Annotated in this window: 12 protein-coding genes; 6 read left to right on the top strand and 6 right to left on the bottom strand. The window is 70.1% G+C overall.

Translation table 11 applies throughout. The features are described 5' to 3' along the window. Positions 1-40 precede the first annotated feature (40 nt). The 3 genes from OHA11_RS18185 to OHA11_RS18175 all read left to right on the top strand — a co-directional run bounded on the left by OHA11_RS18185 (position 41) and on the right by OHA11_RS18175 (position 3,888). Positions 41-631 carry a TetR/AcrR family transcriptional regulator gene (locus OHA11_RS18185; RefSeq protein WP_266497540.1) on the top strand — a complete coding sequence of 197 codons (591 nt, stop codon included), beginning with the start codon at positions 41-43 and terminating at the stop codon, positions 629-631. Positions 632-810: 179 nt separating this feature from the next. After that, positions 811-3,165 carry an MMPL family transporter gene (locus OHA11_RS18180; RefSeq protein WP_266497538.1) on the top strand — a complete coding sequence of 785 codons (2,355 nt, stop codon included), beginning with the start codon at positions 811-813 and terminating at the stop codon, positions 3,163-3,165. Between the two features lie 168 nt (positions 3,166-3,333). Further along, positions 3,334-3,888 (top strand): cysteine hydrolase family protein, encoded by a 555-nt coding sequence (locus tag OHA11_RS18175; protein ID WP_266497536.1) that lies wholly within the window; start codon positions 3,334-3,336, stop codon positions 3,886-3,888. A 22-nt stretch (positions 3,889-3,910) separates the two neighbouring features. Here the strand turns inward: OHA11_RS18175 and OHA11_RS18170 are convergent, their stop codons facing one another. Further along, positions 3,911-4,699: a class I SAM-dependent methyltransferase gene (locus OHA11_RS18170; protein WP_266497535.1), complete on the bottom strand. Its 789-nt coding sequence runs from the start codon at positions 4,697-4,699 to the stop codon at positions 3,911-3,913. Positions 4,700-4,998: 299 nt separating this feature from the next. On the opposite strand from OHA11_RS18170, the gene OHA11_RS18165 reads away from it, so the two are divergent. Together OHA11_RS18165 and OHA11_RS18160 are read left to right on the top strand one after the other, a co-directional pair. Continuing rightward, the gene (locus tag OHA11_RS18165) at positions 4,999-5,520 is read left to right on the top strand and encodes a YbaK/EbsC family protein (RefSeq protein ID WP_266497532.1); all 522 of its coding nucleotides are present in this window, start codon (positions 4,999-5,001) and stop codon (positions 5,518-5,520) included. Beyond that, on the top strand, positions 5,517-6,362 hold the full coding sequence (locus OHA11_RS18160) for a DMT family transporter (RefSeq protein WP_266497531.1): 846 nt from the start codon (positions 5,517-5,519) through the stop codon (positions 6,360-6,362). The genes OHA11_RS18165 and OHA11_RS18160 overlap by 4 nt, the downstream gene beginning before the upstream one ends. 153 nt (positions 6,363-6,515) lie before the next feature. On the opposite strand, the gene OHA11_RS18155 is transcribed toward OHA11_RS18160, so the two are convergent. The 3 genes from OHA11_RS18155 to OHA11_RS18145 all read right to left on the bottom strand — a co-directional run bounded on the left by OHA11_RS18155 (position 6,516) and on the right by OHA11_RS18145 (position 10,199). Next, positions 6,516-8,111 (bottom strand): VCBS repeat-containing protein, encoded by a 1,596-nt coding sequence (locus OHA11_RS18155; RefSeq protein ID WP_266497530.1) that lies wholly within the window; start codon positions 8,109-8,111, stop codon positions 6,516-6,518. 553 nt (positions 8,112-8,664) lie between these two features. After that, positions 8,665-9,282, bottom strand: coding sequence for a dihydrofolate reductase family protein (locus OHA11_RS18150; protein WP_266497528.1), 618 nt, complete (start codon positions 9,280-9,282; stop codon positions 8,665-8,667). A gap of 74 nt (positions 9,283-9,356) precedes the next feature. Continuing rightward, on the bottom strand, positions 9,357-10,199 hold the full coding sequence (locus OHA11_RS18145) for an AraC family transcriptional regulator (RefSeq protein WP_266497527.1): 843 nt from the start codon (positions 10,197-10,199) through the stop codon (positions 9,357-9,359). A gap of 387 nt (positions 10,200-10,586) precedes the next feature. Here OHA11_RS18145 and OHA11_RS18140 point away from each other — a divergent pair, with 387 nt between their 5' ends. Continuing rightward, positions 10,587-10,946: a hypothetical protein gene (locus OHA11_RS18140; protein ID WP_266497526.1), complete on the top strand. Its 360-nt coding sequence runs from the start codon at positions 10,587-10,589 to the stop codon at positions 10,944-10,946. A gap of 172 nt (positions 10,947-11,118) precedes the next feature. On the opposite strand, the gene OHA11_RS18135 is transcribed toward OHA11_RS18140, so the two are convergent. Then, the gene (locus OHA11_RS18135; protein ID WP_266507269.1) at positions 11,119-12,339 is read right to left on the bottom strand and encodes a serine hydrolase domain-containing protein; all 1,221 of its coding nucleotides are present in this window, start codon (positions 12,337-12,339) and stop codon (positions 11,119-11,121) included. A gap of 88 nt (positions 12,340-12,427) precedes the next feature. Next, on the bottom strand, positions 12,428-12,877 hold the full coding sequence (locus OHA11_RS18130) for an organic hydroperoxide resistance protein (protein WP_266497524.1): 450 nt from the start codon (positions 12,875-12,877) through the stop codon (positions 12,428-12,430). Positions 12,878-13,069 lie beyond the last annotated feature (192 nt).

Here is a 13,069-nt window from a genome sequence, read left to right as displayed (position 1 = left end):
GTTTCGTTCGAGCGGAATTCGAGTGGAAGTGGTGAGTGGGATGGCTGAGACAGCAACGACGCGTCGCAGCCGGATCACGCCCGAGCGCGAGGCCGAGCTGTACGAGGCCGTGCTCGACCTGCTTCAGGAGGTCGGTTACGACTCCCTGACCATGGACGCCGTCGCCGCTCGTACCCGGTCCAGCAAGGCCACCCTCTATCGCCAGTGGGGCGGCAAGGCCGAGTTGGTCGCGAGGGCGATCGGGCATCACAAACCGGCCAGTCTCGCCGAGGTCGACACCGGATCCCTCCGGGGCGACTTCCAGGCCATGGCACAACGCCAGGACGACTGCCAGATGGAACAGGACTCAGCGCTGATGCGAGTCCTCGGCACGGCCGCGCACACGAACCCCGAGCTGATGACCGCTCTCCGCGAATGGCTGATCGAGCCGGAGCTCGCGGAGATGCGTCGGACGGTGCAGCGCGCCATCGATCGCGGCGAGGTCCGTGCGGACAACCCCGCGATCGAATACATGATGCACATGCTCATCGGTGCCTTCGCGGCGCGGACGTTGATCGACGAACAGCCACCGACCCAGGCTTTCGTGTCCTCGTACATCGACGCTGTGGTGATCCCCGCCCTCAGCGCCTGATCCTCAACCCCCTTACGTACCAGCCCCTTTCGTACCGGCCCTTTCGCACCACCCTTTTGCGCAACCCCCTGCGCACAACACCCCCTTACGCACGACCCCCGCACCTGACGCGACCGCTCACGTCGTCGGGCCGATGACTCATGCCCTGCCATCACCGACCTGACCGGGAGTACGCCCACGTGGCCACGTTCCTCTACACACTCGGCCGACTCGCCTTCCGGCGACGGCATTTCGTCGCACTGATCTGGGTGGCGCTGCTGACGCTCGCGGGCGTCGGCGCGGCCAGCGCACCCGCCGCCGGATCCACCTCCTTCTCGATCCCCGGCACCGAGGCGCAGAAGGCCTTCGACCTGCTGGAGCAGCGTTTCCCCGGCACCAGCGCCGACGGAGCGACCGGGCGCATCGTCTTCAAGGCGCCCGACGGCCAGAAGATGACGGACGCCGACAACAAGACGACCGTCGCGAAGACCGTCGAGGAACTGCGCGGCGGCTCCGAAGTCGTCTCCGTCACCGACCCCTTCACGACGAACGCCGTGAGCAAGGACGGAACGGTCGCCTACACGTCCGTGACGTACGACCTCCCCGGCATGGAGCTGAAGGAATCGACCAGGGACGCCCTGGAAGCGGCCGGGGACGACGCCCGGGACACCGGGCTGACCGTCGACGTCGGCGGTGACGCGCTCCAGGCCGCGGCCGAGGCGGGCGCTGTCGGCGAGGTCATCGGTCTCGCCATCGCCGCGGTCGTTCTCGTCATCACGCTGGGCTCACTGGTCGCGGCCGGGCTGCCGCTGCTGACGGCGATCATCGGCGTCGGTATCGGCGTCTCCACCATCACCATGCTCGCCAAGGCGCTCGACCTCGGCGACACCACCTCCACGCTCGCGTTGATGATCGGTCTCGCGGTCGGCATCGACTACGCGCTGTTCATCGTCTCCCGCTACCGGAGCGAGCTGGCCGAGGGCCGCGAGCGCGAGGAGGCGGCCGGCCGCGCCACCGGCACCGCCGGCTCGGCGGTGGTCTTCGCGGGACTCACGGTCGTCATCGCCCTGGCGGGCCTCGCGGTCGTCAACGTCCCGATGCTCACCAAGATGGGCCTCGCGGCGGCCGGCACGGTCGTGGTCGCCGTCCTCATCGCGCTGACCATGATCCCGGCGATGCTCGGGTACGCGGGCAGGAAGATCCGCCCGGCGGGCGAGAAGCGCAAGACCTCCGAGAAGCGCAAGTCCTCCGAGAAGCGGAAGCCGTCCGAGGAGGGCGAGTCGGCCGCGGAGGGCACGTCCTCTGACACCGGCACGTCCGAGAAGCCGGCCAAGCCCAACATGGGCACCCGCTGGGCGAGCTTCGTCATCCGCCGTCCGATCGCCGTGCTGGTGCTCGGTGTGGTCGGTCTGGGCGCGATAGCCCTCCCGGCCACCCAACTGCAACTGGGCCTGCCCGACGACGGCTCGCAGCCGACGTCCACGACACAGCGCCGGGCGTACGACCTGCTGTCGGAGGGCTTCGGCCCCGGGTTCAACGGCCCGCTGATGATCGTGGTCGACGCCAAGGACAGCGACGACCCGACGGCCGCCTTCGGTGACGTGGCCGATGGGATCAAGGGCCTCGAGGACGTCGTGACGGTCACCCCGCCGGCGCCCAACAAGGCCGGCGACACCGCGACGATCACCGTGATCCCGAACTCCAAGCCGTCCTCGGCACAGACCGAGGACCTGGTGCACGCCATCCGTGACAAGGGTGCCGACGTCAAGGCCGACACCGACGCGGACGTCCTGGTCACCGGCACGACCGCGATGAACATCGACTTCTCGCAGAAGCTCAACGACGCGCTGATCCCGTATCTGGCCCTGGTGGTCGGTCTGGCCTTCCTCCTCCTGATCGTGGTCTTCCGCTCGATCCTGGTCCCGCTGAAGGCGGCCCTCGGCTTCCTGCTCAGCGTGCTCGCCGCGCTCGGTGCCGTGGTCGCGGTCTTCCAGTGGGGCTGGCTCGGCGGTCTGATCGGCGTCGAGGAGACCGGCCCGATCATGTCGATGATGCCGATCTTCATGGTGGGCGTGGTCTTCGGTCTCGCGATGGACTACGAGGTGTTCCTCGTGACCCGGATGCGGGAGGCGTACGTCCACGGCGAGACGCCGAGCCAGGCCGTGGTGACCGGCTTCCGGCACAGCGCCCGGGTCGTGGTCGCCGCCGCGATCATCATGATGGCCGTCTTCGGCGGCTTCATCAGCTCCAGCGAGTCCATGATCAAGATGATCGGCTTCGGCCTCGCGATCGCCGTCTTCTTCGACGCCTTCGTCGTCCGCATGGCGATCGTCCCGGCGGTCCTGGCGCTGCTCGGCAAGAAGGCCTGGTGGCTGCCGAAGTGGCTGGACCGCGCCCTGCCGAACGTCGACGTGGAGGGCGAGGGCCTGCGGGCCCAGGACGACCGGACGAAGGACGCGGGTTCGGGTTCGGATTCGGATTCGGATTCGGGTTCAGGCTCGGATCCGGGTTCGGATTCGGGTTCGGACGAGGACCGGGAGTTGGTACGGGTCTGACGCTCCGGCTCCTGTAGAGGATGGACCAGCCGGTGAGGGCTCCGTGGGGACGGGCGGCCCTCACCGGCTTCATGTGTGCAGTGAGTGCGTGCCGTTGGTGTGCGCGGCACGCTGGGCAGAGGCGGTTGTCAGGGGCGGTTGTCAGTGCCTGGGGCTAGCGTGCAGGGCATGACGACTTTCTCGGAACGACCTCGTACGGCTCTGATGGTGATCGACGTCCAGAACGGCGTCGTGGCCGGGGCATACCAGCGCGACACGGTGGTCGCGAACATCGCAGCCCTCGTCGACACGGCACGCGCCCAAGGCGTCCCGGTCGTGTGGGTCCAGCACTCCGACGACGGCCTGGAGAAGGGGAGCGAGGACTGGGAGTACGTTCCCGAGCTGCCCCGCCGGGAATCGGAACCGCTGGTGCACAAGTCGTACGGCGACTCCTTCGAGGACACCGACCTGGAGGAGGTGCTGGCCGGAGCGGGCGTCGGACACCTGGTGGTGACCGGCGCCCAGACGGACGCCTGCATACGGTCCACGATCCACGGGGCGTTCGTGCGGGGCTACGACGTGACGCTCGTCGGCGACGCCCACACGACGGAGGACCTGAGCCAGTGGGGTGCGCCGCCGCCGGAGCAGGTCGTCGCCCACACGAACCTGTACTGGCAGGAGCAGTCGGCACCGGCGCGCAAGGCAGGGGTGGTGGAGACGAAGGACGTGACGTTCAGCGGTTGAGCCAGGGATTGTCAGACAGTCCCTAGGGGCGGCGGCCCCGCGTGCTGACCAGCGGCAGGGAGTTGACCACGAAGGCCGGGTCCGCCGTCAGAGCCTGGAAGCGCTCCAGTTCGGCGTCGGTAAGGCCCTCCGCCCGCAGTCGGTCGGCCATCTGCTGCGCGTTGACCCGGTGCAGGCCGATGCCCGTACCGCCGCCCGCCCACGACTCCGCGTACGTCGTCGCCGTGACGTCCTCAAGACCGGCACCCAGCATCGCGCCGGGCACGCGGCGGCCCCACACCGGGTCGAGGCCCGCCTTCTCCAACTGGGCCCGCAGCGCGGTGTGGACACGTTCGAAGAGGGCGACCGCCTCCTCGTCGGGGGCGGCCAGCACGGGGATCCAGCTGGTGTCGAACTCCTCCAGCACCAGCCACCCGCCCGGCCGCAGCGCCCCCGCGAGCCGTGCCAGGACGTCCAGCCGCTCCGGCAGGTGCTGCAGCACCAGCCGGGCGTGCACGAGGTCGTAGCCGTCGGCGGGCAGCGGGTCCTGGACGATGTCGTGCCGCAGGAGGCGTACGTGGGCCGGGCGGGGGCGGGACTCGGCCCAGCGGAGGTCGAGGTCCGTGACGGTGACCTCGCCGTCCGGGCCGACCTGTTCGCCGAGCCAGTCGCCCAGCGAACCACCGCCTCCGCCGACCTCCAGGCAGCGCCAGCCGGGGGCGAGCCCGGTCAGCTCCACCTGGCGACGGGAGAAGTGGTCGTAGCAGGACTCCAGCGCGAAGAAGCGGCCCTGGGCCTGGCCGGCGCTGTTGTCGAACACATAGCGGGACATGACGGAGGCCTCTCCTTCACGCAGGGTGCTTCCTCGTACACACGCGGTTCCATCCTCGCCGCCGCGAGACCGAACCGCACGGCGGCGGGACGGGCCGGGTGACGTGCGGGTGGGGGCGCGGGGGCGCGGGGAGCGCGCGGGGATGCGCTGAGGCGAGGATGCGCGCCGCCAGCGGAACCCGATCGAGGGCGAACTCGCTCCCGCGGGAACGCGATCGAGGGCGAACTCGCTCCCGTGGGAACCCGATCGGGGGGCGAACTCGCTCGCGTGCCCCGTACACCCACCGCTAGCGTGCGGGCATGACGACGAGCGCAGCAGAAGAGTCCGCAGCTGAACAGTCCGGCGCACACCCCCGTTTCGCCGAAGCCCTGAGCGAGCTGGGCCTCGACGATCTGCACCCGCGGATCCGCCGCTTCCCGGACGGGACCCGGACCGCCGTCGAGGCCGCCGCGGCGGTCGGGTGCGAGCTGAGCCAGATCTGCAAGTCGCTGATCTTCGCGGCGGACGGGGTGCCGGTCCTGGTGCTGATGGACGGCGCGTCCCGGGTGGACGTCGAGCTCGTACGCCGGGAGGTGGGCGCCGAGAAGGTGACCCGGGCCAAGGCGGAGCTGGTCAGGGAGACGACCGGGTACGCGATCGGTGGCGTACCGCCCTTCGGACACCGCACCAGGACCCGTGTACTGGCGGACCGTTCGCTGCTGGACCACGCCACGGTGTGGGCCGCGGCCGGCACCCCGCACGCCGTGTTTCCCATGGACCCGAAGACCCTGATCGCCCATGCGGGCGGCACGCTGGTGGACGTCCGCGAGCAGACCCCGTGACCCCGCTGGTCACCGCCGCCGTCCTGCTCGCCGCGGTCACACACGCCAGCTGGAACGCCATCGCCCACCAGATCACCGACAAGCTGGTCGGCTTCACGCTGATCGCGGGCGGCGGGATGCTGATCGGGCTGGCGATGGTCCCGTTCGTACCGTTCCCGGCGGCGGAGGCCTGGCCGTATCTGATCGGCTCGGCGGTCATCCACGTCGTGTACTACGTGCTGCTGATGAAGTCCTTCCAGTTGGGTGACTTCGGTCAGGCGTACCCCATCGCACGCGGCACGGCACCGCTGGTGGTCACCCTCCTCGCCGCCGTCTTCGCCCACGAGGTCCCGGACGGCTGGGCGGCCGCGGGTATCGCGCTGTCCTGCGCGGGCCTGACGGGCGTAGCCCTGTGGGGCCTGCGCGGAAACCGGCCCAACTGGTCGGCGATCGGCGCGGCCCTCGCGACCGGCCTCACCATCGCGGCGTACACGGTCGTCGACGGCCTGGGCGTCCGCGCGTCCGGCTCCTCCCTCGCCTACATCGCCTGGCTGATGGCGGTGGAGGGCCTGGCGGTCCCGGCGTACGCGGTGTACCGCTGGCGAGGCGAACTGTTCGCCACGCTGAGGCCGTTCGCGGCCGTCGGCCTCCTCGGAGCAGCACTGTCCGTCGCCGCGTACGGCCTGGTCCTCTGGGCCCAGACAAAGGCGGAACTGGCACCGATCGCGGCCCTGCGCGAGTCGTCCATCATCGTGGGCGCGGCAATAGGAGCCGTGTTCTTCAAGGAGCGGTTCGGAGCCCCGCGCATCGCCGCTGCGGGCCTCCTGGTGCTGGGAATCGGGCTGATGCTGCACGCGGGTTAGCGCCCTGGGCATGCCGGGATGGGGCACCGTAGGCGTGCACCGGTGGGCTGAGACCCTGTGAACGAACCCTGTTGGCCTGGCCTGGGGAGGACGTTGCCGCGGCGGGCCGACACTGCGTGGACAGGGGTTCCCTTCGACGGAGGGCGGGAGCAGTCACCTTGTGCCCAATTCCCGTACGGGCACGAGCCGCGCCTTCTTGATGCCTGGGCCGTCGGCTGTTCCGGGGAAGACCCAATAGACGTGTTCCTCGCGGGGTTTGAAGAAGCCCCGGTAGCCGACGAGGAGTTCGGCGCGGCCGTCGTCGTCGAGGTCGGCAGCGGCGACGTCCCAGCCGAAGTTGTCGGCGTCCGCACTGTGCGAGGGACGGCTGGGCAGATCGAGCCGGTAGCGATCGATGGTGAGCGGGGGCGCGTAGCCGCCGTTCGGCTGCGAGAGCAGGACGGTCACGGTACCCGCCGGTTTGCTGCGGGAGTCCCGGTTCACCAGGTCGTCCTGGCCGTCGCCGTTCAGGTCGGCGAGGACGGGTCCTCCGGTGTAGGCAATGGTCCGCAACGTTCCGCGTGGGTCCTCGCCCCCGGTGTCGTAGGGGGCGGGAAGTCGGCTGGTGCGGGCGCCGGGGCCGTGCGGGCCGCCGTGCAGGATCGTGCCGTCGGTCTGGACGATGTCCGTGAACCGGTCGCCGTCCAGGTTCCCGGCGGTGAGCAGCAGTGTGGTCCGGTCGCGGCCCGGTAGTGGCAGAGCCCTGCCCACGCGAGTGGACAAGGAAGCCACGGCCGGTCCTGCGGGCGTACCGCGGTAGTAGCGGGTGTCCACGAGGCCGCGGGGCAGGCGGTCCTCGTCGTACCAGTCGGACACGGCTTGATCCTCCGGCGGCACGGGCAGCCCACCGCGGGTGACCACGTCATCGCGGCCGTCTCCGTCGAAGTCGCCGGTGACGAGGGTGGACACACCCACGTATCCACCCTGGGTCGCCTCGACGGCGACGGTCCTGCGGGGTGCGCCGGTGCGGGTGAACGGCCCGTAGAGGATGGTGAGGCAGGCCGAGTGGCCCGGCTCGTGGAAGCCTGGAGGCCGCACCTCGCGGCCGTCCCGCAGCCCGATCAGGTCCAGCGCCCCGTCTCCGTCGAAGTCACCGGTCGCCGCGAACAGCGGGTACTCGGCAGGGAGTCGAACCATGTGTGGCGTGCCCTTCCGGCTGCCCCAGACGATGCTCTGTCTGGTCCAGGGGCGCTCGTGGTCGGTTGCCAGGTTCTGGACGACGAGGTCCGCCAGTCCGTCGCTGTCCAGGTCCCCGGTGAGGTGGGCGCCGCTGTTCGCGACCAGCGGGCGGGTGCTGGTGGCCGGGTCGAGTCCGGGGAGGCTCAGCGAGACGCCGGCCGCCGGGGCGATGCCTCGCGCCGAGCCGGGGACGACGGCGCGGTGGTGCAGCCAGCCGCCGCCCTCCTTCGGGCGGTACCAGGCGTCGAGGTGGATGTCGGGGAAGCCGTCGCCGTTGAAATCCGTGCGGTTGACCGTCTGTTGCGGGGCTGCCCGGGCGGTGCGCGCCGGGGCGGCGGGCGGGGCGGCGCACACGGCCGGGGCGACGGTCGGCGCCTTGCCGTCCGACTCGACCGGCGGCGTGCGCTCCGGTATGCCCGGGTTGCGGTGGCCGCTGGAGGAACCGGAGAGGTGTACGTGCAGCACCACGCTCGCGAGACTCAGCGCGACGACGACGGCAACGACGACGGTGGCGATACGGCGACGGGTCACAGCCCGAGTCTCGGGCCGGGTGGCTGGGCCCGACCAGTCCTGACACGTTTCGGAACGGCAACGGTCTCCGAGCGGCCTGCAGCGGATGCCTTGCGGCGGAGGTTTGTTCACAGGCTTGGATCAGGCGTCGGGGGCGCGGACCGCGTGCGTCCTGCCGGGGCGCAGGTTCTTTCCGCGTCATTCGACGTCCGGGCTCCTGGCGACATATCCGGGAACCGACGAGGTGCGCGTAACTCAGGTGTCACGATCCCGGAACCGAACGACCAGGTCCGCAATCGCACGCGCCGAGGCCGGGCCGGTGGCCGTCCGCCCGTTTTCGACCGGCAGGACTACAAGGCCCTGCACGCGGTCGAGTGCGGGAACAGCCGTGTCAATCAGCACCGGGCGGTGCCACCCGCCAAGACAAGCTCGCGGTTCGGTTCGAGGCGGCCGTCCACGTCGCCGCGATTCATCAGTGGCTGTGGATGGCCGCCCGCGCTACCTGGAACACGGCCCAGCCGCCCCGGGCCCGCAGCATCCGCGGTCCCGGTACGGGCCGACCGATCGGCCGGCCTCAGCGGCGCACCTTGAACTTCAGGTGCAGCACGCGGTCGCCCTGGATGACCACGTGGGGATCCTCCAGCAGCCGCTGCCCATCGATGCCGCCGAAGAAGCGCTTGCCCGACCCGAACACCACCGGCACCACGTCCATCGCCACCTCGTCCACGAGGCCGGCCGCGAGGATCTGGCCGCCTACTTCGCCGGCGCTCACGGCGACGACTCGATCTCCGGCGAGCTCCTGGGCCTTCTCGATCGCCGCCTCCACACCGTCGACGAAGTGGTACGACGCCTCGGGGTGCCAGCCCTCGGGCTTGGGCCGGTGGGAAACCACGACCACGTGGTCGCCCGCGGGCGGTCGGCCCTCCCAGCCGTTCACGAGGTCGAACATGTGACGGCCCATCACGATCGTGCCGATCGCCTCCCACATCGGCCGGACGTACTCCGCCGACGCACGCGAAACCCTGAAGCCTCCTCCGCCTTCGGAGTGGTCGTACTGCTGGTCCTGGTCGCCGCTTTCGGTGAGCGGAGTGTCTCCGCTGAAGTACCACTCGTGGAGCGGCCCGACGTCGTCGTTCTTGTCGGCGATGAAGCCGTCCACCGACACCACGTTGTGCATGATCACCGTGCCCACGGGGTTCTCCTTGACTCTGCTTGAGCGGTCGTCTCCGATCGTGCAGTCCCTGGGGCGGCCGCGCTTGTAGGAAATCAATCAGCGGGCATCGGACCGTTGTCCGGCGGGAACTCCCGCTCGGCCGGGATCCGGCGCCGCAGAGCGAGGTATTCCGTCGGGGTGTGGCCCGTGAAGTCCTTGAACTCCTTGCTGAAGTGGGCCTGGTCGAAGTAGCCCGCCGTGAGAGCGAGCTCCGACCAGTCGACCGGACGCAGGGCGTCCACCGACAGGATCAGCCGCGCGAAGCGGTAGATCCGAGCCACCTTCTTCGGGGTGACCCCGACATGGGACTTGAACTGCGTGGCCAGGTGGTTGCCGCTCACCCCGGCGGCATCGCTCAGCGCGGCGACCGGTACCGCGCCGAAGGACGCTTCGAGCCACCCGCCTGTGTGCTGGACCAGGTCGAGACCGCGCGACGGCGCATCGGCGAGCCGCGACCGCAGTTCCTCCTCCAGGACCCGCAGCGTCTGCGCGGCCGAGGCGGCATCGTCGACCTGATTGCGAATCCGGTCCACGGACCGCTGCCAGACGGAGTCGACGGGCACCCATCGGTCCCGCAGCTCGGTCGCGGGCATGTCGACGAACGGCGACATGCCCCAGGGCTTGAAGTGCACCCCGACGAGCCTTGCCCGTGTGGGGTACTCATAGAGGAAACGCCTGGTCCACAGCCCCATGAACCTGCCATCGGTCAACAACGCCGGTGACACCGAAGGGTCGGAATCCCACAGACGGACCGGTTCGCCCAGGTTGATGAGCAGGTGCGTCGACGGCATCGGCGGGACGACCATCCGGCGGTGGCTCGGCACCCCCGTCAGGCAGTAGATGTCGTCGATGAACCGGTCGAGCGGCGGGGCAGGCACCCGGCCGACGTACTCCATGGACTCAGTATCGCCGACGAGGATTCAGCCCGCCTCATGGGCGACTCACACCCGCCGCCACAACACGGCCCAGGCGTGCCGGGCTCCTCACGGCAGCGTCTCGGCCAGCGTCGGGGTGGCATCAACTTCCCGCGCTACCAAGGACGTTGCGGGACCGGTACCCACATAGTTGCAGGATCCGTGCGACTGTCGGGCGTGGTGGGGTGGGAGTGCAACCACGGCGGGACGCGACAGCCGCGTCGCCGCCGTTCATACCGTCATGACACGGCGGCCGCTCGACCAGCGGCGGCGCACAGTGGCTGCTCGGGGGACCGATCGAGGACCCATGGGGGAACCCGGCTCGCCACTGCGTGTCAAAAAACCACTGCGTGTCAAAAAAGGGGAGACATGAAGATCAGTGGATTGACACTGGGCCGACTGGCTTCGGTGCTCGCGGGCGCTGGCATGCTGGCGCTCGCTACTGCCCTCCCGGCTCAAGCGGCGAGCTACTTCCGAATGCACGAAGGGAGCGACTACGTCGGCGTCGCAGCCAACCGCCACTGGGTCGAGGTATGCGACATGGAGCGGGACGGGAACGGGGTCTACGCCAGCTTCTGGACCAGGGAAGAGGGCTATGTCGGCGACGTAGGCGACGGCAACGGATCGGCCGGCGGCTGCGGGAACCGGACGTTCCCCGGTACGGTCATCGCGGTCGAGCTCTGCGAGCAGCCCGGTGAGATTTGTTCGTACAGCCAGGTGCCCCGCTAGGCCCTGTCAGGCACCAGCCCGGGCCTCTCGGCCGGAGCTGCTTCTCCTGTGACTCCCGGTGAGCCGCATCACGAAGGCGGCTCACCGGGTCCCGGGGAAGAGTCCGCGCCGGGCAAGAGTCCGCCCTGGGGAAAGGTCCGCGCCGGGCAGGAATCCGCCGGGGGGAGAGCCTCTACGCCGCCAACGCCGCCCGTACCCCTCGCACCAACGCCTGCGCCCGCGGATCCGCCGTCACCGTCTTGCGGAAGCCGTTGGTGACGTACGCGAAGGCGATGCCCGACTCCGGGTCGGCGAAGCCGAGGGAGCCGCCGCGGCCGGGGTGGCCGAACGAGCCGGTGTCCAGGTAGGGGGAGGCCGAGCCGTGGAGCATGTAGCCCAGGCCGAAACGGGTTTTGATCACCAGGACCCGGTCCGGCCCCGCGGACTCCTCGGCACGGGCCGCCGCCAGCGTCCCAGGCGTGAACAGGCGCGGCCCGCCGTCCACTTCGCCGATCAGGGACGCGTAGAAGCGGGCCAGACCGTCCGCCGTCGCGATGCCGTTCGTCGCGGGGAGGGCGGCCGCCCGGTACGCCGGGTCGTTCTGGTCCGGGAACGGGGTGATCGCGGCGAAGGCCCGGCGGGTGAGGGAGTCCGGGTCGTCGTAGGCCTCGGCGATCGACCGTTTCGGGCGGGACCGCAGGCCACCGGCGTTCCCCGGTGTCCCTGTCCCTGTCCCTGTTCCCGTACCTGTCCCCGTACCTGAATCTGACTCCACGCGGCCGACCCTGCCCACCCGGCCCGCTTCCTCCGCCGGCAGGCCGATCCACAGGTCCGAGCCCAGCGGTCCGGTGATCTCCTCGGCTATCCAGTCACCGATCCCACGGCCCGTGACACGCCGCACCAGCTCGCCGGTCAGCCAGCCGTACGTCAGCGCGTGGTAGCCGTGATCGGCGCCCGGCTCCCACACGGGGGCCTGGCGCGCGACCGCCTCGGCACCGCGCAGGGGGTCCAGCGTCTCCTCGGGCGTCAACGGGCTGTCCAGGACCGGCAGTCCGGCCCGGTGCGTCAGTACGTGCCGGACCAGCACCCGTTCCTTGCCCGCCGCCTTGAACTCGGGCCAGTACTCGCCCACCGGAGCGTCCAGGTCCAGCAGCCCGCGCTGGTGCAGGAGAAGGACCACGGCCGCGGTGACGCCCTTCGTCGCCGAGCGCACGATCTGGGCGGTGCCGTGCTCCCAGGGCGCCGAGTCCGCCGTACCGTCGACGTCCTTCGTGCCCGCCCACAGGTCCACGATCCGGTGCCCGTCCCGGTACACGGCGACGGCCGCGCCCCGGTCCCCGAGTACCTCGAAGTTCCGTACGAACGCATCCCTGACCGGCTCGAAGCCTTCGGCCACAGTGCCGTTCACGTTCACGTCCAACGCCACGTCCGTGCTCCCGCCCTTGAATCGCCTGCGACAGTGGGTGCAACATCCGCGCGGAGCCCGCGATTCCGGCGCCGCGTCAGCCCAGCAGGATCGTGACCTCGATGTTGCCGCGCGTCGCGTTCGAGTACGGGCAGACCTGGTGGGCCGCGTCCACGAGTTTCGAGGCCACGCCCTGGTCGAGGACGGGGAGCGAGACGCTCAGGGCGACCGCGAGGCCGTAACCGCGCTGCTTGTTGGGGCCGATGCCGACCTTCGCCGCGACCGTGGAGCCGGCCAGGTCGAGGCCCGCACGGCGGCCGACCAGGACCAGCGCGTTGTGGAAGCAGGAGCTGAAACCGGCCGCGAACAGCTGCTCCGGGTTGGTGCCGTTACCGTCGCCGCCCAGAGCCGGAGGCATCGCGACCTTCAGTTCGAGCATGCCGTCCTGGCTGGTGACATAGCCCTCGCGGCCCCCGTGGGCCGTGGCCTCCGCTACGTACACGATCTTCGTGGGACGGCTGTCGAGCTCAACAGCGGCGTCGGACATGGATCGCCTCACCCCCAGGCACGCGGAAACTCAGAACCAGAAACAGAGTGCGACCAGAAACAGAGTGCACGGACACACCGCGCACAATGTAGCCACCGATTCCGGCCACTTGTTACTCGGGGGTAGAAACCGTGGGTAACATCGAGGCGGGCGTGTTGAGCAGCGGCGACACCACCGTCCGTCACGCGCCCG

Origin of the sequence: Streptomyces sp. NBC_00878, from assembly GCF_026341515.1 — a bacterium.
Lineage (GTDB): Bacteria > Actinomycetota > Actinomycetes > Streptomycetales > Streptomycetaceae > Streptomyces.
The sequence above is the reverse complement of the archived record's forward strand: the minus strand, read 5'-3'. Positions and strand labels throughout refer to the sequence as shown.

Excerpts from the sequence above, each read along its gene's own strand:
- OHA11_RS18185 (WP_266497540.1), top strand. The coding sequence starts at position 41 with ATGGCTGAGACAGCAACGACGCGTCGCAGCCGGATCACGCCCGAGCGC.
- OHA11_RS18175 (WP_266497536.1), top strand. The coding sequence starts at position 3,334 with ATGACGACTTTCTCGGAACGACCTCGTACGGCTCTGATGGTGATCGAC.
- OHA11_RS18170 (WP_266497535.1), bottom strand. The coding sequence starts at position 4,699 with ATGTCCCGCTATGTGTTCGACAACAGCGCCGGCCAGGCCCAGGGCCGC.
- OHA11_RS18165 (WP_266497532.1), top strand. The coding sequence starts at position 4,999 with ATGACGACGAGCGCAGCAGAAGAGTCCGCAGCTGAACAGTCCGGCGCA.
- OHA11_RS18145 (WP_266497527.1), bottom strand. The coding sequence starts at position 10,199 with ATGGAGTACGTCGGCCGGGTGCCTGCCCCGCCGCTCGACCGGTTCATC.
- OHA11_RS18140 (WP_266497526.1), top strand. The coding sequence starts at position 10,587 with ATGAAGATCAGTGGATTGACACTGGGCCGACTGGCTTCGGTGCTCGCG.
- OHA11_RS18130 (WP_266497524.1), bottom strand. The coding sequence starts at position 12,877 with ATGTCCGACGCCGCTGTTGAGCTCGACAGCCGTCCCACGAAGATCGTG.